This window comes from Bradyrhizobium sp. GCM10028915 (assembly GCF_042666195.1).
GTDB lineage: Bacteria > Pseudomonadota > Alphaproteobacteria > Rhizobiales > Xanthobacteraceae > Bradyrhizobium > Bradyrhizobium canariense_D.
This window is the reverse complement of sequence record NZ_JBHTFN010000005.1, coordinates 74,983-95,584: the sequence shown is the minus strand read 5'-3', so window position 1 is coordinate 95,584 and position 20,602 is coordinate 74,983. Positions and strand designations below refer to the sequence as shown.

Annotated in this window: 22 protein-coding genes and 1 tRNA gene; 13 read left to right on the top strand and 10 right to left on the bottom strand. The window is 64.2% G+C overall.

The features are described from left to right. Position 1: 1 nt before the first annotated feature. The 5 genes from ugpE to ACFQX9_RS03985 form a co-directional block, all read right to left on the bottom strand. Entirely contained in the window at positions 2-850 is an 849-nt protein-coding gene (ugpE, locus tag ACFQX9_RS04005) for a sn-glycerol-3-phosphate ABC transporter permease UgpE (protein WP_027514732.1), read from the bottom strand. After that, positions 850-1,731 (bottom strand): sn-glycerol-3-phosphate ABC transporter permease UgpA, encoded by an 882-nt coding sequence (ugpA, locus tag ACFQX9_RS04000; RefSeq protein ID WP_018455751.1) that lies wholly within the window; start codon positions 1,729-1,731, stop codon positions 850-852. Before ugpA ends, ugpE begins: the two co-directional genes overlap by 1 nt. 47 nt (positions 1,732-1,778) lie before the next feature. Beyond that, positions 1,779-3,095 (bottom strand): sn-glycerol-3-phosphate ABC transporter substrate-binding protein UgpB, encoded by a 1,317-nt coding sequence (gene ugpB, locus ACFQX9_RS03995; RefSeq protein ID WP_377786706.1) that lies wholly within the window; start codon positions 3,093-3,095, stop codon positions 1,779-1,781. A 232-nt stretch (positions 3,096-3,327) separates the two neighbouring features. Continuing rightward, the gene (locus tag ACFQX9_RS03990) at positions 3,328-4,545 is read right to left on the bottom strand and encodes a CaiB/BaiF CoA-transferase family protein (RefSeq protein WP_026233020.1); all 1,218 of its coding nucleotides are present in this window, start codon (positions 4,543-4,545) and stop codon (positions 3,328-3,330) included. A 175-nt stretch (positions 4,546-4,720) separates the two neighbouring features. Next, positions 4,721-5,146, bottom strand: a complete 426-nt coding sequence (locus ACFQX9_RS03985) for an organic hydroperoxide resistance protein (protein ID WP_007598424.1) — start codon at positions 5,144-5,146, stop codon at positions 4,721-4,723. Between the two features lie 155 nt (positions 5,147-5,301). Here ACFQX9_RS03985 and ACFQX9_RS03980 point away from each other — a divergent pair, with 155 nt between their 5' ends. Then, entirely contained in the window at positions 5,302-5,763 is a 462-nt protein-coding gene (locus ACFQX9_RS03980) for a MarR family winged helix-turn-helix transcriptional regulator (RefSeq protein ID WP_377786704.1), read from the top strand. A 16-nt stretch (positions 5,764-5,779) separates the two neighbouring features. On the opposite strand, the gene ACFQX9_RS03975 is transcribed toward ACFQX9_RS03980, so the two are convergent. From ACFQX9_RS03975 to ACFQX9_RS03965, 3 genes are all read right to left on the bottom strand, one after another. Beyond that, on the bottom strand, positions 5,780-6,022 hold the full coding sequence (locus ACFQX9_RS03975) for a GIY-YIG nuclease family protein (RefSeq protein ID WP_018455755.1): 243 nt from the start codon (positions 6,020-6,022) through the stop codon (positions 5,780-5,782). A gap of 128 nt (positions 6,023-6,150) precedes the next feature. After that, positions 6,151-6,226 (bottom strand) — tRNA-Ala (locus ACFQX9_RS03970). Positions 6,227-6,292: 66 nt separating this feature from the next. Next, on the bottom strand, positions 6,293-6,703 hold the full coding sequence (locus ACFQX9_RS03965; protein WP_007598417.1) for a TIGR02300 family protein: 411 nt from the start codon (positions 6,701-6,703) through the stop codon (positions 6,293-6,295). A gap of 112 nt (positions 6,704-6,815) precedes the next feature. On the opposite strand from ACFQX9_RS03965, the gene aroA reads away from it, so the two are divergent. From aroA to ACFQX9_RS03905, 12 genes are all read left to right on the top strand, one after another. Next, on the top strand, positions 6,816-8,213 hold the full coding sequence (gene aroA, locus ACFQX9_RS03960; RefSeq protein WP_143273208.1) for a 3-phosphoshikimate 1-carboxyvinyltransferase: 1,398 nt from the start codon (positions 6,816-6,818) through the stop codon (positions 8,211-8,213). Further along, positions 8,210-8,848 carry a (d)CMP kinase gene (gene cmk, locus ACFQX9_RS03955; RefSeq protein WP_018455758.1) on the top strand — a complete coding sequence of 213 codons (639 nt, stop codon included), beginning with the start codon at positions 8,210-8,212 and terminating at the stop codon, positions 8,846-8,848. The genes aroA and cmk overlap by 4 nt, the downstream gene beginning before the upstream one ends. 267 nt (positions 8,849-9,115) lie before the next feature. After that, complete coding sequence (gene rpsA, locus ACFQX9_RS03950; RefSeq protein WP_027566167.1) at positions 9,116-10,822, top strand: 30S ribosomal protein S1; 1,707 nt, start codon at positions 9,116-9,118, stop codon at positions 10,820-10,822. Between the two features lie 264 nt (positions 10,823-11,086). Then, positions 11,087-12,067: a signal peptide peptidase SppA gene (sppA, locus tag ACFQX9_RS03945; RefSeq protein WP_018455760.1), complete on the top strand. Its 981-nt coding sequence runs from the start codon at positions 11,087-11,089 to the stop codon at positions 12,065-12,067. Positions 12,068-12,239: 172 nt separating this feature from the next. Further along, positions 12,240-12,545 carry an integration host factor subunit beta gene (locus ACFQX9_RS03940; protein ID WP_007598410.1) on the top strand — a complete coding sequence of 102 codons (306 nt, stop codon included), beginning with the start codon at positions 12,240-12,242 and terminating at the stop codon, positions 12,543-12,545. Positions 12,546-12,616: 71 nt separating this feature from the next. Then, positions 12,617-13,009: a lipopolysaccharide assembly protein LapA domain-containing protein gene (locus ACFQX9_RS03935; RefSeq protein WP_377786699.1), complete on the top strand. Its 393-nt coding sequence runs from the start codon at positions 12,617-12,619 to the stop codon at positions 13,007-13,009. Between the two features lie 82 nt (positions 13,010-13,091). Next, positions 13,092-13,763 (top strand): phosphoribosylanthranilate isomerase, encoded by a 672-nt coding sequence (locus tag ACFQX9_RS03930; RefSeq protein ID WP_377786697.1) that lies wholly within the window; start codon positions 13,092-13,094, stop codon positions 13,761-13,763. Next, a complete protein-coding gene (gene trpB, locus ACFQX9_RS03925; protein ID WP_377786695.1) occupies positions 13,760-14,977 on the top strand; it encodes a tryptophan synthase subunit beta in 1,218 nt (405 codons plus the stop codon). The genes ACFQX9_RS03930 and trpB overlap by 4 nt, the downstream gene beginning before the upstream one ends. After that, positions 14,974-15,810, top strand: coding sequence for a tryptophan synthase subunit alpha (gene trpA / locus ACFQX9_RS03920; RefSeq protein WP_085349901.1), 837 nt, complete (start codon positions 14,974-14,976; stop codon positions 15,808-15,810). The genes trpB and trpA overlap by 4 nt, the downstream gene beginning before the upstream one ends. Positions 15,811-15,934: 124 nt before the next feature. Further along, on the top strand, positions 15,935-16,876 hold the full coding sequence (gene accD / locus ACFQX9_RS03915; protein ID WP_018455765.1) for an acetyl-CoA carboxylase, carboxyltransferase subunit beta: 942 nt from the start codon (positions 15,935-15,937) through the stop codon (positions 16,874-16,876). After that, complete coding sequence (locus tag ACFQX9_RS03910) at positions 16,873-18,216, top strand: folylpolyglutamate synthase/dihydrofolate synthase family protein (RefSeq protein ID WP_085349900.1); 1,344 nt, start codon at positions 16,873-16,875, stop codon at positions 18,214-18,216. The genes accD and ACFQX9_RS03910 overlap by 4 nt, the downstream gene beginning before the upstream one ends. 141 nt (positions 18,217-18,357) lie before the next feature. Further along, positions 18,358-19,098, top strand: a complete 741-nt coding sequence (locus ACFQX9_RS03905; RefSeq protein ID WP_377786883.1) for a metallophosphoesterase family protein — start codon at positions 18,358-18,360, stop codon at positions 19,096-19,098. 9 nt (positions 19,099-19,107) lie between these two features. Here ACFQX9_RS03905 and ACFQX9_RS03900 read toward each other — a convergent pair whose 3' ends face one another. Then, the gene (locus tag ACFQX9_RS03900) at positions 19,108-20,121 is read right to left on the bottom strand and encodes an ATP-dependent DNA ligase (protein ID WP_018455767.1); all 1,014 of its coding nucleotides are present in this window, start codon (positions 20,119-20,121) and stop codon (positions 19,108-19,110) included. A gap of 145 nt (positions 20,122-20,266) precedes the next feature. Next, positions 20,267-20,587: a thioredoxin gene (gene trxA / locus ACFQX9_RS03895; RefSeq protein ID WP_007598398.1), complete on the bottom strand. Its 321-nt coding sequence runs from the start codon at positions 20,585-20,587 to the stop codon at positions 20,267-20,269. Positions 20,588-20,602: the final 15 nt, after the last annotated feature.

The window sequence follows — 20,602 nt, the reverse complement described above, 5'->3', positions numbered from 1 at the left end:
TTTACTTTTCCGTCTCCACGAGTCCGCGCACGAACAGTTTCTGCATCACGACGACGACGAACACCGGCGGCAGCATCGCGAGCACGGCCGTCGCCATCACGATCGGCCATTCGGTCAGCGCGTCGGTGGTGGTGATCATCTTGCGGATGCCGACCTGGATGGTCTGCATGTCGTCGCGGGTGGTGATCAGCAGCGGCCAGAGATATTGATTCCAGCCAAGGATGAAGAGGATCACGAACAGCGCCGCCATGTTGGTGCGCGACAGCGGCAGCAGCGTATCCCAGAAGAAGCGCAAGGGACCGGCGCCGTCGATGCGCGAGGCTTCCAGCAGCTCGTCCGGGACCGTCATGAAGAACTGGCGGAACAGCAGCGTCGCGGTGGCCGAGGCGATCAGCGGCAGCGACAGGCCCGCATAGCTGTCGAGCATGTGCAGATCCGCGACGATCTTGTAGGTCGGATAGATGCGGACCTCGACCGGCAGCATCAGGGTGATGAAGATGATCCAGAAGATCGGCATCCGGAACGGAAAGCGGAAATAGACGATCGCATAGGCGGAGATGATCGAGATCGCGATCTTGCCGACCGCGATCAGCAGTGCCATCACCAGCGAGTTCAGCATCATGTTGCCGACGGGCTCGCGGGTCGATCCGCTCGTGCCGACGAAAATGGTCTGGTAGTAGACCTCGAAGAAATGACCGCCCGGCAGCAGCGACATCTGCCCGTTGGCGATCAGCGCGTTGTCCTGGGTCGAGGCGACAAACGCGATGTAGACCGGGAAGGCGACGACCGCGATCCCGATCCAGAGGATGATGTGGGCGATGTAGCGCCGGAAGCCCTCTTCCTCGACCATCAGTAGGTCACCTTGCGTTCGACGAACCGGAACTGGATTCCGGTGAGCACGATGACCATGACCATCAGGATCACCGACTGCGCCGCCGAGCTGCCGAGATTGCCGCCGAGCAGGCCGTCGGAATAGACCTTGTAGACCAGCGTGACCGTCGACGTTCCGGGGCCGCCGCGGGTCATCGTGTCGATGATGCCGAACGTGTCGAAGAAGGCGTAGACGATGTTGACCACCAGCAGGAAGAAGATGGTCGGCGACAGCAACGGGAAGGTCACGGTCCAGAACCGCCGCATCGGACGGGCGCCGTCGATCGCGGCGGCCTCGAACACGCTCTTTGGGATCGCTTGCAGGCCGGCGAGGAAGAACAGGAAATTATAGGAGATCTGCTTCCACGCGGCGGCGAGGATGATCAGCGCCGCGGCCTGGTCGCCGTCGAGCAGCGGATTCCAGTCGACGCCCATATTGCGCAGATAGCGCGAGAGCACGCCGAGCGAGGGATGCAGCATGAAGATCCAGAGCACGCCGACCACGGGCGGTGCCACCGCATAGGGCCAGATCAGGAGCGTGCGGTAGAGCATCGAGCCACGCAGCGGCTTGTCCGCCATCACGGCGAGCAGCAGCGCAAAGGACAGCGACGAGACGGCGATGGCGAACGAGAACAAGAAGGTCCGGACGATCGCCTCGAAATAGGCTGCGTCCTTGAACAGCTCGACGTAATTCTCGAACCAGACAAAGGTGGTCGACAGACCGAACGCATCCTGGAGCAGGAAGGACTGGATCACCGCCTGCAGGGCCGGCCAATAGAAGAAAATCAGGACGATCGCGAGCTGCGGCGCAACCAGCGCGTACGGTAACAGTCTTGACTGGAAGATGGCTTGCTTTTGCATGATGCCAGCAGAGCGGCAGGCCGGGTCGCGGCCTGCCGCTCATTGCCTCACTTGACGGCGGTCTTTTCGAACTGCCGCAGCATCGTGTTGCCGCGCTCGACGGCGGCATCGAGCGCCTGCTTGGCGGTCTTCTTGCCGGCCAGCGCCTGCTCAATCTCTTCCGACCAGACGTCACGCAGCTGCACCATGTTGCCGAGGCGCAGGCCGCGCGAATTCTCGGTCGGCTCCTTGTTGGTCAGCTCGAGCAGCGGGGTCTCGAGATAGGGCTGATCCTTGTAGAAGCCTTCTTCCTTCGCCTTGGCGTAGGCCGCCTTGGTGATCGGCAGGTAGCCGGAGGCCTTGTGGATGTAGACCTGGCGATCGGTGTCGGAGAGGAAGGTCAGGAACTTCGCGACGCCCTTGTATTCCTCGGCCGACTTGCCGCCCATCACCCACAGCGAAGCGCCGCCGATGATCGAGTTCTGCGGCGCGCCCTTGACGTCCGGATAATACGGCATCGGCACGGCGGTGAAGTTGAACTTGGCCTGCGCCTTGACGTTGCCGAAGAAGGCCGACGAGGTCAGGTAGATCGGGCACTCGCCCGAAGTGAAGCGGCCTTCGCCGGTGTTGGTGCGGCCGGCGTAGTCATAGGTCTTGGTCTTCTGCAGCTCGACCAGGGTTTCTAGATGCTTGACCTGAAGCGGTCCGTTGAACTCGAGCACGGTGTCGAAGCCGTCGAGGCCGTTGGCCTTGCTGGCGAGCGGCACGTTGTGCCACGCCGAGAGCTGCTCGAGATTGACCCAGGTGATCCAGGAGCCCGAGAAGCCGCAGGTGTCATGACCGGCAGCCTTCAGCTTCTTGGCGGCCTCGAACGTTTCGGGCCAGGTCTTCGGGATCTCTACGTTCGCCTTCTTCAGCTCGTCGAGGTTCACCCACATCACGGTCGAGGACGAGTTGAAAGGGAAGGACAGCATCTCGCCCTTCGACGTCGAATAATAGCCGGTGATGGCGGGCAGGTAGATCTTGGGGTCGAACTTCTCGCCGGCGTCGGCCATCAGCTTGTAGACGGGCTTCACGGCGCCGGTCGCGGCCATCATGGTCGCGGTGCCGACTTCGAACACCTGCATGATGTGCGGGGCGTTGCCGGCGCGGAACGCCGCGATGCCGGCGTTCATCGTATCGGGATAGTTGCCCTTGTAGGTCGGGATCACCTTGTAGTCGCTCTGCGACGCGTTGAAGTCGGTGGCGAGCTTGACGATGACGTCGTTGTTGGCGCCGGTCATCGCGTGCCACCACTGGATTTCGGTCACGGCCAAGGCCGGCGAGGCCGATAGTCCAACCGTGAGTGCAATAGCGGCAGCCGCTCCAAATTGTCGAAGAGCCATCAAGTAAACCTCCCTTGGCCGTTCTCTTGGGCCGTCAAAAATGATCGCTTGCGCTAGCAGCGCCATATGACGTTCACATGACTGTGTAAGCGGCCGAAACGAAAGCGGCAAGCGCTGGAAAAGGGAAGCCGTCAAATAGGCGAATGCCGCGCGCGCAGCGTCCTTCGTTCGCGGTGCACAGAGCGCCCGCACCGCACTGCGGCATTGCCGTGGGATGTGGAAGGCGAGGGCGCTAGCGCTTGCGCTCGGGGCCGCAGACAGTGCCCTGCTCGACCATCGCGTCGATCTCGGACCTGGAGTAGCCGAATTCGCCCAGGACCTCGGCGGCGTGCTCGCTGAATTTCGGCGGCAGGCGCCGCAGGCTCGGCTTGCTGCGGTCGAGCCGGATCGGCGACGCCACGCCCTTGTACCAATCCTTCTCGATAATATCGCCGCGCGCGATCGTGTGCGGGTTGGTCAATGCCTGGTCGATCTTCTGCACGGGGCCGGCGGGCAGGCCCGCGGCGAGCAGGCGATTGCACAGCGGCTCGGCCTCGTGCTGGCTGAACACGGCGGCAAGCTCGGCCCGCAGCGCCTCGCGATTGCCGATGCGATCCTTGTTGCGCGCAAAGCGCGGATCGGTGCCGAGCTCGGGCTTGCCGATCTCCTTGGCGAGCTTGCGGAAGGTGCCGTCATTGCCGACGCCGATGAAGATGTCGTCGGTCTTGGTCGGGAAGATCGCATAGGGCACGAGGTTGGGATGCTCGTTGCCGGTGAGCGACGGCGGCTTGCCATGCATGAAATAATTCGCGGTGTGCGGATGCATGATGGCGAGACCGGTCTCGTACAGCGTGGTCTCCAGGAACTGGCCCTGGCCCGAGCGCTGCCGCTCCGACAGCGCCATCAAGATGCCGATCGCCGCATAGAGGCCGGTGCCGATGTCGACCAGCGGCACGCCGATCCGCATCGGTCCGCTCTCGGGCGAGCCGGTCGCCGCGATCATGCCGGTCATGGCCTGGATGATGGCGTCATAGCCGGGATTGCCGCCGCGCGGGCCGTCGGCGCCGAAGCCGCAGATCCGGCAATGCACGAGGCGCGGAAATTTCTCGCGTAACACCTCGTTGCCGATGCCCCATTTCTCCAGCGTGCCCGGCTTGAAGTTCTCGATCAGGACGTCGGCGCTCTCCAGCATCTTGAGCAGCACGGTCCGGCCGCCCTCGGAGGCGAGGTCGAGGCCGATCGAGCGCTTGTTGCGGTTGATGCCGATGAAATAGGCCGCGTCTTCCTCGTGGAAGGGAGGGCCCCAGTCGCGTACCTCGTCGCCTGCGGGCGGCTCGACCTTGATCACGTCGGCGCCATGGTCGGCGAGGATCTGGGTGCAATAGGGGCCGCCGAGCACGCGCGTCAGATCGATGACGCGCAGGCCGCTCATTGCACCCATGGCAGCTCCAGAACTGGCGGCTTCAGTCATGCCTTCGCGTCCCCTGTGTCGATGTGATCACAGGCCTAACGAGGTTCGTCCGAGCCGGCAATGGCTTCGCGTGTAGGGCGTCATGCAGGCCGCTCGCCGCAATCCCGCGAGATGGCAAATAAAGGGAAGCGGCCGGCCCGGGGGTATCCCGGGCCAGCCGCTTCACCGAAACCGGTCAGACCACCGTCAGGCGGACGTCGACATTGCCGCGCGTCGCGTTGGAATACGGGCACACCTGGTGCGCCTTCTCGACCAGCGCCTCGGCTTCCGCGCGGGCGAGGCCTGGCAGCGAGACGGCAAGGTCGATGTCGAGACCGAAGCCGCCGGCCGCGCGCGGGCCGATCCCGACGGTCGAAGTCACGGAGGCGTCGGCCGGAACCTTGGGGCCGCCCTGCGAGGACACGAACTTCATCGCGCCGATGAAGCAGGCGGCATAGCCCGCAGCAAACAGCTGCTCGGGATTGTTGCCGGCGCCGCCTCCGCCGCCGAGCTCCTTCGGCGTGGTGAGCTTGACGTCGAGCGCGCCGTCGAGGGTCGCGGCATGGCCGTCGCGGCCGCCGGTGGCCTTTGCGCTGGTCTTGTAGAGGACGTTCACTGACATTTTTGTCTCCCTGTGTTTTCGGGGTGGGGGCGCCATCTTTATCGCAGGCAATTAGATTGCGCGCAATTGAAATTATAGCGTCTCACATTTAATTGTTCGCAATTGAATGTAGCGACGGCCGGCCCCAGAATGGAGCAAGTCCTGTGAGATTCTCGATGCCCCGGAAACATTCGGCAGCGGACGCGCCGCTGCGCCTCGACAACCAGATCTGCTTCGCGGTCTATTCCGCCGCGCATGCCTTCAACCGCGTCTACAAGCCGCTGCTGGACCGGCTCGGCCTGACTTATCCGCAATATCTGGTGATGCTGGTACTGTGGGAGCGCGACGACGTGCCGGTCAAGAGCATCGGCGAAAAGCTGCACCTGGATTCGGGTACGCTGACGCCGCTGCTCAAGCGCCTCGAGGCGGCCCACCTCGTCAAGCGCACGCGCTCCAGCGAGGACGAACGTCAGGTGCTGATCGCGTTGACCGCGCAGGGCCAGGCCCTGAAGGACAAGGCGCGGGCCGTGCCGCAATCGATCCTGGCGGCATCGGACTGCTCGGTCTCGGAACTTGTCGCGATGAAGGACGAGATTGTGGCGTTGCGCGATCGGTTGAATGCGGTGATCGGGGAGTAGGGTTGGAGGTGCGCTCTTAGGACAGCCGCTTCTTTGTGAAGGCTCGGCCGGAGTGAGACTTCAGGTAGGCTTCAAAAGCGAGCGCTTTGTGCTTGTCAGGGAAGGCGCAGTACCAGATCAGCTTCCAAGGCTTGAACTTGGCAGTGTGGGTGGATTTGCCAGCATTGTGCTCTGGAAACCGGCGCTTCAGATCTTCCGTAGCCCCAACGTATTCCTGCTCGGGAAATTCGATGCTGCGGAGGATGTAGACGTACCACATTGACGATTATCGCCCGGGCAGCCGCTGCGTGGGAGTCTCACCAGTCCGTCTTCGCCCTTCGCCGGACACCACGCTTCGCCCTTCGAGCTCCGCGCGGCTGCGCCACGCGTAGCCCGAAGGGCGAAGCGTGGTGGAGCCAGGCGGGATCGAACCGCCGACCTCTTGCATGCCATGCAAGCGCTCTCCCAGCTGAGCTATGGCCCCTTAACCGTCCGACGCGCCTTGGGCGACGCGTCGGGAAAGACCCAGAACCACAGTTCTGGAATTATCTCAAGTCTCTTCGTCACCGCCGACATCACCAATGATGTCGGTGACGTCCTCATCGCCTTCTTCGTCGTCGGCGATAAAGGTCGAATCATCGTCGTCATCGTCCTCGATAGTTTCATCGACTTCGATGTCGTCCTCGGATTCGGGCACGACGGCCTTGACCTTGCCGGTGTTCTCCTCGGCATCGGCCTCCTCGAGCGAGACCTCCTCGACCTCCGCCGGCTCTGGCGTGGCGTCGGCGGCAGCGGCTGCGTGACGGGCTTCGGCACCGCGGGGTGCGCGAGCCGGCGCGATGGGCGCGATCGGCACGACTTCACCGGTATAGGGCGAGATCACCGGATTCTTGTTGAGGTCATAGAACTTTTTGCCCGTGGTCGGGCAAATACGTTTAGTTCCGAGTTCGGACTTGGCCACGGCAGAGGAATCCTGGAAATGTCTGAAAAGCGGTGCTTCACTTGGCTAGTTGGCGGCCCGCTGTCAATAGCGCATTGCGGGAGAACGACATGCCCGTGACGGCGGGGAGACCATGTGGTACCTGCCCCGCGAGTCCCACAGGGACGTTTCGGGCCTACCCAAGGACACAAACTTGACCGATTCCGACAAGCCGACGCCGCTCCAGTCGCGCGCCAGCGGTCCCCTGACCGGGAAAGTAAGGGTGCCCGGAGACAAGTCGATCTCCCACCGTGCCCTCATCCTCGGCGCGCTCGCGGTCGGAGAGACGCGGATTTCGGGCCTCCTGGAGGGCGAGGACGTCCTTAACACCGCCAAATCCATGCAGGCGCTCGGCGCCGGGGTCGAGCGTACCGGAGATTTCGCCTGGAAGGTGAACGGCGTGGGTGTCGCAGGCTTCGCGGAGCCCAAAGCGCCGCTGGATTTCGGCAACTCCGGCACCGGCTGCCGGCTCGTCATGGGCGCCGTCGCCGGCTGTCCGATCTCCGCGGTTTTCGACGGCGATGCCTCACTGCGCAGCCGGCCCATGCGCCGGATCCTGGATCCCCTGGAAAAGATGGGCGCGAAGGTCGTCTCCGGCGGCGCGGGCGGCCGTCTGCCGCTGACCGTCCAGGGTGCGCGCGATCCGCTGCCGATCACCTACAAGACGCCTGTGGCCTCGGCCCAGATCAAATCCGCCGTGCTGCTCGCGGGCCTGGCCGCGCCGGGCGCCACGACCGTCATCGAGACCGAGGCCAGTCGCGACCACACCGAACTGATGCTCAAGCATTTCGGCGCCGAGATCACCTCAGTGCAAGAAGGTCAGCACGGCCGCCGTATCACGCTCGTGGGGCAGCCGGAGCTGCATGGCGCCAATGTCGTCGTGCCCGCCGATCCCTCGTCGGCGGCGTTCCCTATCGTTGCTGCGCTGATCGTCGAAGGCTCCGAAATCGTCCTGTCCGACGTCATGACCAATCCGCTGCGCACCGGTCTTTTCACCACGCTGCGCGAAATGGGTGCCTCGATCGAGGAAAGCGAAGTTCGTGGCGACGCTGGCGAGCCGATGGCAAAGCTGCGGGTACGCGCCTCGAAATTGCGCGGTGTCGAGGTGCCGCCGGAGCGTGCACCGTCGATGATCGACGAATATCTGGTGCTGGCGGTGGCGGCCGCCTTTGCCGAGGGCACGACCATCATGCGCGGCCTCCAGGAGCTGCGCGTGAAGGAATCCGACCGTTTGGAGGCCACCGCCGCCATGCTCCGCGTCAACGGTGTCAAGGTCGAGGTCTGCGGCGACGATTTGATCGTCGAAGGCCGCGGCCACGTTCCCGGCGGCGGCGTGGTGGCCACCCACATGGATCATCGCATCGCGATGTCCGCGCTGGTGATGGGCTGCGCCTCCGATCAGCCGGTAACCGTCGATGACACCGCCTTCATCGCCACCAGTTTTCCGGATTTCATCCCGATGATGCGTTCGCTTGGGGCCGATTTTTCATGATCATTGCCATCGACGGGCCCGCGGCGTCGGGCAAGGGCACCCTCGGCAAGCGCCTTGCCCACCATTACGGCTACCGTCACCTTGATACCGGCGTGATCTATCGCGCGGTGGCCTATTCCCTGATGCAGTCCGGTCATGATCTCCGGGACGAGGCGGCGGCGGTCGCTGCGGCGCTGGAACTCGATCCCGAAAAGTTCGGCAATCCCGCCCTGAAGACCCAGAAGGCCGGCGAGGGCGCCTCGATCGTCTCGGCGATCCCCAAGGTGCGCGAGGCCCTCATCAACTTTCAGCGGCAATTCGCCGCCGATCCGCCCGGCGCCGTGCTCGATGGGCGCGATATTGGAACCGTGATCTGCCCCCATGCCGACGTGAAGATCTTCGTCGTCGCCGACCCCAAGGTCCGTGCCCGCCGCCGGACCATGGAGGCCAAGGCGCGGGGCGAGGAGGCGGACGAGGCGGCCGTGCTCGCCGATATCATCCAGCGCGACGAGCGCGACAAGAACCGGGCGATCGCCCCCCTGAAGCCGGCTCCGGATGCTTACTTGCTAGATAACTCCCAACTGGATATAGAAGGCGGCGTCCGGGCCGCCATCGACATTATCGAGGCCGTCCGAGCGGGCCGGTCGCGGGGTTAAGCCGCTGCCGTCATTGGAGGAAGCGCCCGCTCCCGCTCTTTGAGGTCGATACTCTCGGTCCCTGCTCGGGGCCGACGCGATCCAGGTTCCGGACAAAAGATTTCCACGTATCGAACGCGCGGGCCTCAGCCGGCCCGCTTCCGCTGTTCCGCCCTCCAGGTCGGAGCAGCGAGCGGTCGCTCGAAGGTTCTGCGGACCTTCCGACACTGCGCGTACGGTGCGCCCAAGAACCCAACGGCCGGCATGACATCCGCAACTGGAGAACAAATGGCTTCGACTTCTGCTGATACCTATAGCCCGTCGCGCGACGATTTCGCCGCGATGCTCGACGAGTCCTTCGCAGGCGGCAACCTGCAGGAAAGCTCAGTCATCAAGGGCAAGGTTGTTGCAATCGAAAAGGACATGGCCGTCATCGACGTCGGCCTGAAGACGGAGGGCCGCGTTGCCCTGCGCGAATTTTCCGGCCCCGGCCGTGACAGCGAGCTCAAGGTCGGCGACGAGGTGGAAGTGTTCCTCGATCGGATCGAGAACGCCCTCGGCGAAGCCGTGCTGTCGCGTGACAAGGCGCGCCGCGAAGAGAGCTGGGGCAAGCTCGAGAAGGCCTTCCAGAACAACGAGAAGGTCAACGGCGTCATCTTCAACCAGGTCAAGGGCGGCTTCACCGTCGACCTCGACGGTGCCGTGGCCTTCCTGCCGCGTTCGCAGGTCGACATCCGTCCGATCCGCGACGTTGCGCCGCTGATGAACAACTCGCAGCCGTTCCAGATCCTCAAGATGGACCGCCGCCGCGGCAACATCGTCGTGTCCCGCCGCACGGTTCTCGAAGAGACCCGCGCCGAGCAGCGTCAGGAGCTGGTGCAGAACCTCGAAGAGGGTCAGGTCATCGACGGCGTGGTCAAGAACATCACCGATTACGGTGCGTTCGTTGATCTCGGCGGCATCGACGGTCTGCTGCACGTCACCGACATCGCGTGGCGCCGCGTCAACCACCCGACCGAGGTGCTCTCGATCGGCCAGACCGTGAAGGTCAAGATCATCAAGATCAACCACGAGACGCACCGCATCTCGCTGGGCATGAAGCAGCTGTTGGACGATCCGTGGCAGGGCATCGAAGCCAAGTACCCGCTGGGTGCCCGCTTCACCGGTCGCGTCACCAACATCACCGACTACGGCGCGTTCGTCGAGCTCGAGCCGGGCATCGAAGGCCTGATCCACGTCTCCGAGATGTCGTGGACCAAGAAGAACATGCACCCCGGCAAGATCGTTTCGACCTCGCAGGAAGTCGAAGTGCAGGTGCTGGAAGTCGATTCCGTCAAGCGCCGCATCTCGCTCGGCCTCAAGCAGACCATGCGCAACCCGTGGGAGGTCTTCGTCGAAGGTCACCCGACCGGTTCGACGGTCGAGGGCGAGGTCAAGAACAAGACCGAATTCGGTTTGTTCCTGGGCCTCGAGGGCGACGTCGACGGCATGGTCCATCTCTCCGACCTCGACTGGAAGCAGCCGGGCGAGCAGGTGATCGACAACTACAAGAAGGGCGACATGGTGAAGGCCGTGGTGCTCGATGTGGACGTCGAGAAGGAGCGCATTTCTCTTGGAATCAAACAGCTTGAAGGCGACCCCTTCGCCGAGCCGGGCGATGTCAAGAAGGGCGCGGTCGTGACCTGCGAAGTGATCGAAGTGAAGGAGAGCGGCATCGAGGTGAAGATCACCGGTACCGACTTCACCACGTTCGTGAAGCGCTCGGAGCTCGCTCGTGACCGCAACGATCAGCGCGCCGAACGCTTCGCCGTCGGCGAGAAGGTCGATGCCCGCGTGATCCAGTTCGATAAGAAGGCCCGCAAGGTCCAGGTGTCGATCAAGGCGCTCGAAGTCGCCGAAGAGAAGGAAGCCATCGCGCAGTACGGCTCTTCCGATTCGGGAGCAACGCTCGGCGACATCCTCGGCACCGCGCTCAAGAACCGCGACACCAAGTAAGCGAAACGCAGGTTTCACTGCATCAAAGCCCCGGCGCGAGCCGGGGCTTTTTTGTAGTGAGGTCGTCGCCCGGATGGGGCGAAGTGAAATCCGGGAAAGCCTCTCCGTGAGGCGAGAACCCCGGATTACGCTTGCGCTCCATCCGGGCTACGCGGCAGCCGGCCTTGTTTTCTTCTAATTGCGCCGCAATTGATGTATCCAGATAAGCCAATGGCGACGCTGCGACGGCACAACGCGCCTGGCCTTTCATTTGGAGATATTGAGATGTCACTCGATTCGGACATCATCGTCGATCGCCGCAGGATCCGCCGCAAGCTGACGTTCTGGCGCGTATTGGCCGCGCTGATCGCGATCGCGGCGATCGCAGGCTTCGCGCTGGTCGCGACGCCTGGTGCGCGCGGCACGTTCGCGTCCGCCGGCTCGATCGCGCGGGTCCAGATCGAGGGCCTGATCCGCAGCGATTCCGATCGCACCCAGGCGCTCGAGCGGCTGGAGAATTCGCAGGCCGCCGCCGTCATCGTTCACATCAATTCGCCGGGCGGCACCACCGCCGGCTCCGAGCAGCTCTATGATTCGCTTGTACGGTTGAAGGCAAAGAAGCCGCTCGTTGTCGTCGTCGAAGGCCTCGCCGCCTCCGGCGGCTACATCACCGCGATCGCCAGCGATCACATCATCGCCCAGCAGAGCTCGCTGGTCGGCTCGATCGGCGTGCTGTTCCAGTTTCCGAACGTCTCGGAGCTGTTGAAGACCGTCGGCGTCAAGGTCGAGGAGGTAAAGTCCACGCCGCTGAAGGCCGCGCCCAACGGTTTCGAGCCAACCAGCCCTGAGGCACGGGCGGCGCTCGATGCGTTGGTGAAGGATTCCTATGCCTGGTTCAAGGGATTGGTGAAGGAACGGCGTGGCATGGATGACACGCAGCTCGAGAAAGTGGTTGATGGCCGTGTCTTCACCGGACGCCAGGCCATCGATCTCAAGCTGATCGATCAGATCGGCGACGAGAAGACCGCCGTGACCTGGCTGGTCGAGCAGAAGGGCGTCAAGAAGGGGCTCTCCGTGCGCGATTACAAGCTGCAGCCGCGCTTCAGCGATCTGCCGTTCCTCAAGACGGCGGCCGCAGTAACGCTGGAAGCACTGGGTTTAGGCTCGATTGCGCATCAAATCGGACAAACCGGCGTCGCACAGGCGGTCGATCGGCTCGGAATGGATGGAATGCTCGCCTTGTGGCAGCCGGCGGCGTCGAACTGACCGGAACCGGGCGAGCCACAGAGGTTTTTCCCGTTCGGCGCGTGTAGGTCCAGCCCGCTTTTTCGGCATTTGTCACGTGTTTTCACGACGCTCAACCCTCATTTAGCGTCTTGACAGATCACGGTATTTTCACGGAAATGGTCGTCCGCACGCTCCCGGGTCCTATCTCTCGATGATCAAATCCGAACTTGTTCAGCGTATCGCCGAGCACAACCCGCATCTGTACCAGCGGGATGTCGAGAACATTGTGAATGCGATTCTCGAAGAGATCGTAGCGGCTCTCGCGCGCGGTGATCGCGTCGAGTTGCGCGGCTTCGGTGCCTTCTCGGTCAAGCATCGCCCTGCGCGCGCAGGGCGCAATCCGCGCACCGGCGCCCATGTGCCTGTCGATCAGAAGAGCGTTCCGTTCTTCAAGACCGGCAAGGAAATGCGCGAACGGCTGAATCGCGACCATCCGGATCCAGGCGCGCCAGACTGAGGTCCACCTCAGGGTTTCCCGCGGTCGCCAGTGATGCGGCCGCAACCTTGATTCAAGGCGAGCGAGCCGAGATGCGAAAATTCCTGAGCGCGCTGGTCGTGATTCCGCTGGGCCTGGTCCTGATGGTCTTTGCCGTCGCCAACCGGCATTTCGTCACGGTCTCGTTCGATCCCTTCGTTTCCAACGACCCGTCATTCTCGGCAACGCTGCCGCTGTTCCTGCTCCTGATCGTGGTGGCTGCGCTCGGGGTCCTCGTGGGCGGGTGTGCCGTCTGGTTCGGCCAGCGGCACTGGCGGCGTGCGGCGCGCCGGCATGACGCGGATGCCCGGGCCGCGCGAGGCGAACTGGCCGATCTGCGGGCTCAGGCGGCCGCGGCAAGGCCTGAGTCCCAGCGCATCCCCGTTCCCTCCGGTGTGGGGCTTTACGGGCCCGTCGGGCGAGACAAGCAGCGCGCGACGTTGTAGAAGCGGCCGCAACCGAAAAGCCCGTTTTCCGGCCGCGGACCCGCGGCCCTCCATTTGCTTTGAGCCCATATCCGTCGAGAACATGTCCCTGCTCGTCAAAATCTGCGGCCTGTCCACGCCCGAGACGCTCGAAACGGCGCTCGAGGCGGGTGCCGACATGGTGGGCTTCGTGTTCTTCCCGCCGTCGCCGCGGCATTTGTCGCTGGAAGCCGGCCGGGAGCTCGGCCGGCAGGTGAAGCGGCGCGCGCTCAAGGTCGCGCTCACCGTCGATGCCGACGATGCCACGCTCGACAACATCATGGACGCGCTGTCGCCGGACATTTTCCAGCTTCATGGCACGGAGAGCGTGGCCCGGCTGCGCGACATCAGGCAACGGGTCGGTCGTCCGGTGATGAAGGTCGTGCCGGTCGCAACGTCAGCCGATCTCGCCGTGCTGCCCGGTTACGCCGAGATAGCCGAACGCATCCTGTTCGATGCGCGCGCACCGAAGGACGCAACGCGGCCAGGCGGCCTCGGCGCACCATTCGATTGGCATCTGCTCGGAAACCTGGAGCTCGCGTTGCCGTATATGGTCTCGGGCGGCCTCAGCGCCCACAACGTCGCCGAAGCCGTTCGCGTCACCCGGGCCGGTGGCGTCGACGTCTCCTCCGGTGTCGAGAGCGCCCCGGGCGTGAAGGACCCCGAGATGATCAAGGCCTTCATTCGCGCCGCGCGCGCAAGCCAAGATGCAAGTCAAGAGTTGAGCGTCCGATGAATGTTGCAAAACCCAATTCCTATCGCAGCGGCCCCGACGAGCGCGGCCATTTCGGCATTTTCGGCGGACGCTTCGTTGCCGAAACCCTGATGCCGCTGATCCTCGATCTGGAGAAAGCCTACACCGAGGCCAAGGCCGATCCGGCCTTCCAGATCGAGATGAACGGCTATCTCAAGAATTATGTCGGCCGGCCCTCGCCACTCTATTTTGCCGAGCGTCTGACCGACCATCTCGGCGGCGCGAAAATCTACCTCAAGCGCGAAGAGCTCAACCACACCGGCTCGCACAAGGTGAACAACGTGCTCGGCCAGATCATGCTGGCGCGGCGGATGGGCAAGAAGCGCATCATCGCCGAGACCGGCGCCGGCCAGCACGGTGTCGCCACCGCGACGCTGTGCGCGCGCTTCGGCCTCGAATGCATCGTTTACATGGGCGCCGTCGACGTCGAGCGGCAGCAGCCCAACGTCATCCGCATGGAGATGCTGGGCGCAAAAGTGGTCCCGGTGCAGTCGGGCACGCGCACGCTGAAGGACGCCATGAACGAGGCGCTGCGCGACTGGGTCACCAACGTGCACAACACCTTCTACTGCATCGGCACGGTCGCAGGGCCCCATCCCTATCCGACGCTGGTCCGCGACTTCCAGTCGATCATCGGCAACGAGACCAAGGCGCAGATGCAGGAGATCGAAGGCCGTCTGCCGGACTCGCTGGTCGCCTGCATCGGCGGCGGCTCCAACGCGATGGGCCTGTTTCATCCGTTCCTCGACGATTCCACCGTCGAGATCTTCGGCGTCGAAGCTGCCGGCCACGGGCTGACGCAACTGCATGCGGCGTCGATCGCGGGCGGTCGTCCCGGCGTGCTGCACGGCAACCGCACCTATCTCCTGATGGACGCCGACGGCCAGATCCAGGACGCGCATTCGATCTCCGCCGGGCTCGACTATCCCGGCATCGGCCCCGAGCACTCCTGGCTGCACGAGATCGGCCGCGTGAACTATCTCTCCGCGACCGACGACGAGGCCCTCGCAGCGTTCCAGTTGCTGTCAAAGCTGGAAGGCATCATCCCCGCGCTCGAACCGGCACATGCCATCGCCAAGGTGATGGAGCTCGCGCCGAAGCGGACCAAAGATCACCTGATGGTCGTCAACCTCTCCGGCCGCGGCGACAAGGACGTCCCGCAGGTCGGCGACATCCTGAGGGGCAAGAGCAAGTGACCACGCGTATCGACACCCGTTTCGCCGAGCTGAAGAAAGCCGGCCGCGCGGCCTTCGTCACTTTCGTGATGGCCGGCGATCCCGATCCGGCCACCTCGCTCGAGATCATCAAGGCGCTGCCGAAGGCGGGCGCCGATGTGATCGAGCTCGGTATGCCCTTCACCGATCCGATGGCCGACGGTCCGTCGATCCAGGCGGCAGGCCTGCGCGCGCTTAAGGCCGGCATGACGCTGAAGAAGACGCTCGATCTCGTGCGCGGCTTCCGCAAGGACGACAATGCCACGCCGATCGTGCTGATGGGCTACTACAACCCGATCTACATCTATGGCGTCGACAAGTTCTTAGGTGATGCGAAGAGTGCCGGCATCGACGGCCTCATCATCGTCGACCTGCCGCCGGAAGAGGACGACGAGCTCTGCCTGCCCGCGATGAAGGCCGGCCTCAATTTCATCCGCCTGGCGACGCCGACCACCGACGACAAGCGCCTGCCGGCCGTGCTCGCGAACACGTCAGGCTTTGTCTACTATGTCTCTATCGCCGGCATCACCGGTGCAGCGGAGGCGGACGCCAATGCCGTCGGCGACGCGGTCGCGCGCATCAAGCGGCATACCAAGCTCCCGATATGCGTCGGTTTCGGCATCCGCACGCCGGAGGCGGCGCGCGCCATTGCCGAAAAGGCCAATGGCTCGGTAGTCGGCACCGCGCTGGTCGATGCGCTCAAGAACAGCCTCGATGCGGAAGGGCGCGCGACGGCCAAAACCGTCAACGCCGTCGCCGAGTTGACGGCGGCACTGGCCCAGGGCGTCAAGGGCGCGCAACAGGCGGCGGAATAGGCCTTAATTCCGCTGCCAAGTCCGACGAGCAAGGCGGACGATACGGCGGCTTGCCGGGCCGGGTCCCGGCCGCCATATATCCCTTCAGGTGGTCCCCAGGCGGGATCGCACATCGGAGCAAACCATGAACTGGCTTACCAATGTGGTCCGGCCGAAGATCCGCAACATGCTGCGGCGGGAGACGCCGGAGAATCTGTGGATCAAGTGCCCGGATTCCGGACAGCTCGTGTTCTACAAGGACGTCGAGGCCAACCAGTTCGTCATCCCCGGCTCGAACTATCATATGCGCATGAATGCGGTGGCGCGTCTGAAGTCGATTTTCGACAATGAGACCTGGTACGACGTCGCGCTGCCTGACGTCACGCCCGATCCGCTCAAGTTCCGTGACGAGAAGAAGTACGTCGATCGCATCAAGGATGCCCGCGCGCGGACCAATCTGAACGACGCGATCAAGGTCGGCTACGGCAAGCTCGAAGGTGCCGCCGTCGTCGTCGCGGTGCAGGATTTCGACTTCATGGGCGGCTCGCTCGGCATGGCCGCGGGCGAAGCCATCGTGCGCGGGCTCGAGCTCGCGGTCGAGAAGAAGTCACCCTTCATCGTGTTCGCCGCCAGTGGTGGCGCGCGCATGCAGGAAGGCATCTTGTCGCTGATGCAGATGCCGCGCACCACGGTCGCGGTGCAGATGCTGCGTGAAGCAAAACAGCCCTACATCGTCGTGCTGACCAACCCGACCACCGGCGGCGTCACTGCGTCCTATGCGATGCTCGGCGACGTGCAGATTGCCGAGCCCGGTGCGCTGATCGGTTTTGCCGGCGCGCGCGTGATCGAGCAGACCATCCGCGAAAAACTCCCCGAGGGGTTTCAGCGCGCCGAATACCTCAAGGAGCACGGCATGATCGACATGGTCGTGCATCGCCACGAATTGCGCCCGACCCTGGCGCGGCTCTGCCGACTGTTGACCAGGGCGCCGGCGCTTGAGACCGCGTCAAAGCCGGTGCAGCCGGTCGTCAGTCCGGCGCAGATTGTATCGGCTCCCGAAACGGCGCCGGCCGCGCCGCACGCGTGAACGCTTCCTCCGACCGCGCAAAGCCGCCGCTCGACGAATTGATCGGGCGGCTGTCGGCCCTGCACCAGAAACGCATCGATCTCGGGCTGGAGCGGATGCACCGCCTGTTCGAGCGGCTCGGTCATCCCGAGCGCAAGCTGCCGCCGGTGATCCACATCGCCGGTACCAACGGCAAGGGCTCGACGCTCGCTTATCTGCGCGCGACGCTGGAGGCAGCTAACCTGCGCGTCCACGCTTACACTTCACCCTATCTCGTTCGCATCAACGAATGCTTCCGGCTCGGCCGCGTCGGGGGCGGCGTGCTGGTCGGCGACGACGAGTTGCGCGCGGCACTGGAAGAGGTCGAGCGTGTCAATGCCGGCGAGCCGGCCACCGTGTTCGAGCTCAAGACGGCGGCTGCATTTCATCTGTTCGCGCGGAACCCGGCCGATGTGGTTCTGCTGGAGGTCGGCCTTGGCGGTCGGCTTGATTCAACCAATGTGGTTGACGCGCCGGCGGCCTGCGTGATCACGCCTGTCAGCATGGACCACATGGATTTCCTCGGTGACACCTTGACGTCGATCGCGGGCGAAAAGGCTGGGATCATCAAGCGTGGCGTGCCCGTGGTTTGCGCCGAGCAGCCGGCTGAGGCGATGGCCGTGATCGAGGCGCAGGCCAGGCGCATGCGCGCGCCGTTGTTTGCCGCGGGCGAGAGCTGGCATGTCAATGTCGAGAACGGGCGGCTGGTTTATTCCGATGAGCGCGGCTTGATGGATCTCACAGCGCCGCGCCTGTTCGGCCGGCACCAGTTCGACAATGCCGGTCTCGCCATCGCGACGTTGCGGGCCACCAACGCCTTCAAGATCAACCAGGCGGCGTTCGAGGCGGGGATCGTCGGTGCGGAATGGCCGGCGCGGATGCAGCGCATCGCTTCGGGCGAGCTGCTCGCTCTCGGCCCGCAGGGCTCGGAGATCTGGCTCGACGGCGGCCACAATGCGGAAGGCGGCCGCGTCGCGGCGGCCGCGCTCGGCGATCTCGAAGAGCGGGTGTCGCGGCCGCTGGTCGTGATCGTGGGCATGATGGCCAACAAGGACGCGAAAGGCTTTCTCGCCAATTTCGCCGGTCTGACCCGTCACATCATCGCGGTGCCGATTCCCGACACCGACAACGCGATGCCGGTCGACCGCCTTACGGATGCCGCCCGCAGCCTCGGCATGCGCGTCGAGCTCGCGCCCGGCGTGGAGGCCGCATTGCGCGCCTTGGCGAAGCTCGCCTACGAAGTGCCGCCGCGCATTCTGATCACCGGCTCGCTCTATCTCGCCGGCCACGTGCTCGCCATCAACGGCACGCCTCCTGTATGATTTCTCTTGTCCCGGACGCGGTGCAGCGTGCGACGCTGCTCCGCAGAGCCGGGACCCAGAATGCCTCATGGGCCCCGGACGCGGCGCACCGCTGAAGAAGCGCTGCGCCGCGTCCGGGGCACGATAGAGTGAGAAATGCCCATGCGTTTTGCCGCGATTGCCGACGTCCACGGAAACTACCTCGCGCTGGAAGCTGTGCTCGCCGACATCCGCGCGCAAGGCGTCTCCGAGATCGTCAATCTCGGCGACATGCTGAGCGGCCCGCTCGATGCGCGCCGGACCATCGAAATCCTGATGCAGCTCGATGCCGTGCACGTGCTCGGCAATCATGACCGCTATCTGCTCGACCGTCCGCCCGAGAAGATGGGCTCGTGGGATCGCCCGGCCCATGCCGCGCTCAATGCCGCGCAACTCGACTGGCTGCGCGCGCAGCCGATGACGCGCGTCTTTCGCGATCAGGTGTTCCTCTGCCACGCGACGCCCGACAATGACGAAGTCTATTGGCTCGATACCGTGCATCCCGACGGCGCGGTGGCGCTGTCGCCGCTCGATCGCATCGAGAAATTTGGGCAAGGCATCACGCAATCGCTGATCCTGTGCGCCCACACCCATCTCGCCCGTGCCGTGCGACTTCGCGACGGAAGGCTGATCGTCAATCCCGGCAGCGTGGGCGGCCCGGGCTTCCGTGACAAGCATCCGTTCCCGCATGTCGTCGAGGCCGGCACGCCGCACGCGCGCTATGCGATCCTTGAGCTAACCGATGGTGCCTGGCAGGTCACGTTCCGCCATGTGGTCTATGATCACGAGGCGATGGCCACGCTCGCTCGCCGCAACGGCCAGCCGGAGTTGGCGAACGCGCTGGCGACGGGATGGCTTGCCTAGCGGCTACGGCTACGGCTGTTTTAGCAGCTTCATCGGATCCACCGCCTTCTGCTTCAGCTGCTCGAAGCTGCATTGCCGCGGGGCCTTGTCGAGGCGCCAGCGCAGGATCGAGGTGCCGTGGCGAAAGCGGTCGCCGCTGAAATGGTCATAGCAGACCTCGATCACCAGCTTCGGCTTGAGCGGACACCACTTCGCCGAGCGCTCGGTGGACCAGCGGCTGGGGCCGCCCGGCGCGTTGCCGGTGAAGCCGGGCTCGCCGATCAATGCCTCAAGCCGATCGGTCAGGTCAGGCTTTTCCGCCGCTTTGATCGCCGAGGTGAAGCCGACATGGTGCAGGAGACCATCGTCATCGTAAAGCCCGAGCAGCAGCGAACCGACCACGCTCCGGCCGGCGATCTTGTTGGTCGCATAGCGGAAACCGCCGACCACGCAATCGGCGCTGCGGAATTTCTTGATCTTCTGCATGCCGTCGCGATTTCCCGCCTGGTAGGGCAGGTCGACGCGCTTGGCGATGACGCCGTCCGAGCCGCCGCCGGATTGCGCCAGCCACTTTTTCGCAAGGGCGTAGCTCGTCGTCGCCGGTGAGAGGCGGAAGATGCTGCTTTTCAGATTCGCCTTGGCAAACGCTTCCAGCGCCGGTCGCCGCTCCCTCAGCGGTTGCCCGGCAAGCTGCTTCTCCCTGGCCGTCGCAAGCAGATCGAAGGCGAGATAGAGCGCCGGCGTCTCCTCCGAGAGTTTCTTCACGCGGCTCGCCGCAGGGTGAATGCGTTGCAGCAGCGCGTCGAAGGAAAACCCCTTGCCGTGCGGCACGACGATCTCGCCGTCGAGGGTGAAGCGATCCGCCTTCAGCTTCAGCGCCGCGGCGACGATCTCGGGGAAATAACGCGCAAGGTCTTCACCGGATTTCGAGCGCAGATCAATGCTGCCGCCGTTGCGCGAGAGCAGGCAACGAAAGCCATCCCATTTCGGCTCGTATTGCCACTCCTTGCCGCGCGGGATCGCGTCGACCGAGCGCGCCTCCATCGCCACGAGGGGGTCCGACTTTCGCGCGCGTTTTGCGGGAGGAGGAGGCAACAGGCGGGACTCATCATACGCTGGACATGTCCCATCAACGCGAAACGGCCGACTTTCGCCGGCCGTTTCCAAAAATAATCTTGCGCGCGGCGGATCAGACCGCGGAAGTGATCCACTGCTGCAGCTTCGCCTTCGGCGCCGCGCCGACCTGGCGGGAGGCCATCTCGCCGCCCTTGAAGATCATCAGGGTCGGGATCGACATCACGCCATATTTCGACGCGGTCTTCGGGCTCTCGTCGACGTTGAGCTTCACGATCTTGACCTTGTCGCCCATCGCGCCGGCGATCTCGTCGAGCGCGGGTGCGATCATGCGGCAGGGGCCGCACCATTCGGCCCAGAAATCGACGACCACGGGGCCGTTTGCCTTGAGCACTTCGGCTTCGAAATCGGTGTCAGAAACCTTACCAACGGCCATGGGAGTACCTCGTAC

Coding starts and splice junctions, on each gene's coding strand:
- ugpE (WP_027514732.1), bottom strand. CDS start 850: ATGGTCGAGGAAGAGGGCTTCCGGCGCTACATCGCCCACATCATCCTC.
- ugpA (WP_018455751.1), bottom strand. CDS start 1,731: ATGCAAAAGCAAGCCATCTTCCAGTCAAGACTGTTACCGTACGCGCTG.
- ugpB (WP_377786706.1), bottom strand. CDS start 3,095: ATGGCTCTTCGACAATTTGGAGCGGCTGCCGCTATTGCACTCACGGTT.
- ACFQX9_RS03990 (WP_026233020.1), bottom strand. CDS start 4,545: ATGACTGAAGCCGCCAGTTCTGGAGCTGCCATGGGTGCAATGAGCGGC.
- ACFQX9_RS03985 (WP_007598424.1), bottom strand. CDS start 5,146: ATGTCAGTGAACGTCCTCTACAAGACCAGCGCAAAGGCCACCGGCGGC.
- ACFQX9_RS03980 (WP_377786704.1), top strand. CDS start 5,302: ATGCCCCGGAAACATTCGGCAGCGGACGCGCCGCTGCGCCTCGACAAC.
- ACFQX9_RS03975 (WP_018455755.1), bottom strand. CDS start 6,022: ATGTGGTACGTCTACATCCTCCGCAGCATCGAATTTCCCGAGCAGGAA.
- aroA (WP_143273208.1), top strand. CDS start 6,816: ATGTGGTACCTGCCCCGCGAGTCCCACAGGGACGTTTCGGGCCTACCC.
- cmk (WP_018455758.1), top strand. CDS start 8,210: ATGATCATTGCCATCGACGGGCCCGCGGCGTCGGGCAAGGGCACCCTC.
- rpsA (WP_027566167.1), top strand. CDS start 9,116: ATGGCTTCGACTTCTGCTGATACCTATAGCCCGTCGCGCGACGATTTC.
- sppA (WP_018455760.1), top strand. CDS start 11,087: ATGTCACTCGATTCGGACATCATCGTCGATCGCCGCAGGATCCGCCGC.
- ACFQX9_RS03940 (WP_007598410.1), top strand. CDS start 12,240: ATGATCAAATCCGAACTTGTTCAGCGTATCGCCGAGCACAACCCGCAT.
- ACFQX9_RS03935 (WP_377786699.1), top strand. CDS start 12,617: ATGCGAAAATTCCTGAGCGCGCTGGTCGTGATTCCGCTGGGCCTGGTC.
- ACFQX9_RS03930 (WP_377786697.1), top strand. CDS start 13,092: ATGTCCCTGCTCGTCAAAATCTGCGGCCTGTCCACGCCCGAGACGCTC.
- trpB (WP_377786695.1), top strand. CDS start 13,760: ATGAATGTTGCAAAACCCAATTCCTATCGCAGCGGCCCCGACGAGCGC.
- accD (WP_018455765.1), top strand. CDS start 15,935: ATGAACTGGCTTACCAATGTGGTCCGGCCGAAGATCCGCAACATGCTG.
- ACFQX9_RS03905 (WP_377786883.1), top strand. CDS start 18,358: ATGCGTTTTGCCGCGATTGCCGACGTCCACGGAAACTACCTCGCGCTG.
- ACFQX9_RS03900 (WP_018455767.1), bottom strand. CDS start 20,121: ATGGAGGCGCGCTCGGTCGACGCGATCCCGCGCGGCAAGGAGTGGCAA.
- trxA (WP_007598398.1), bottom strand. CDS start 20,587: ATGGCCGTTGGTAAGGTTTCTGACACCGATTTCGAAGCCGAAGTGCTC.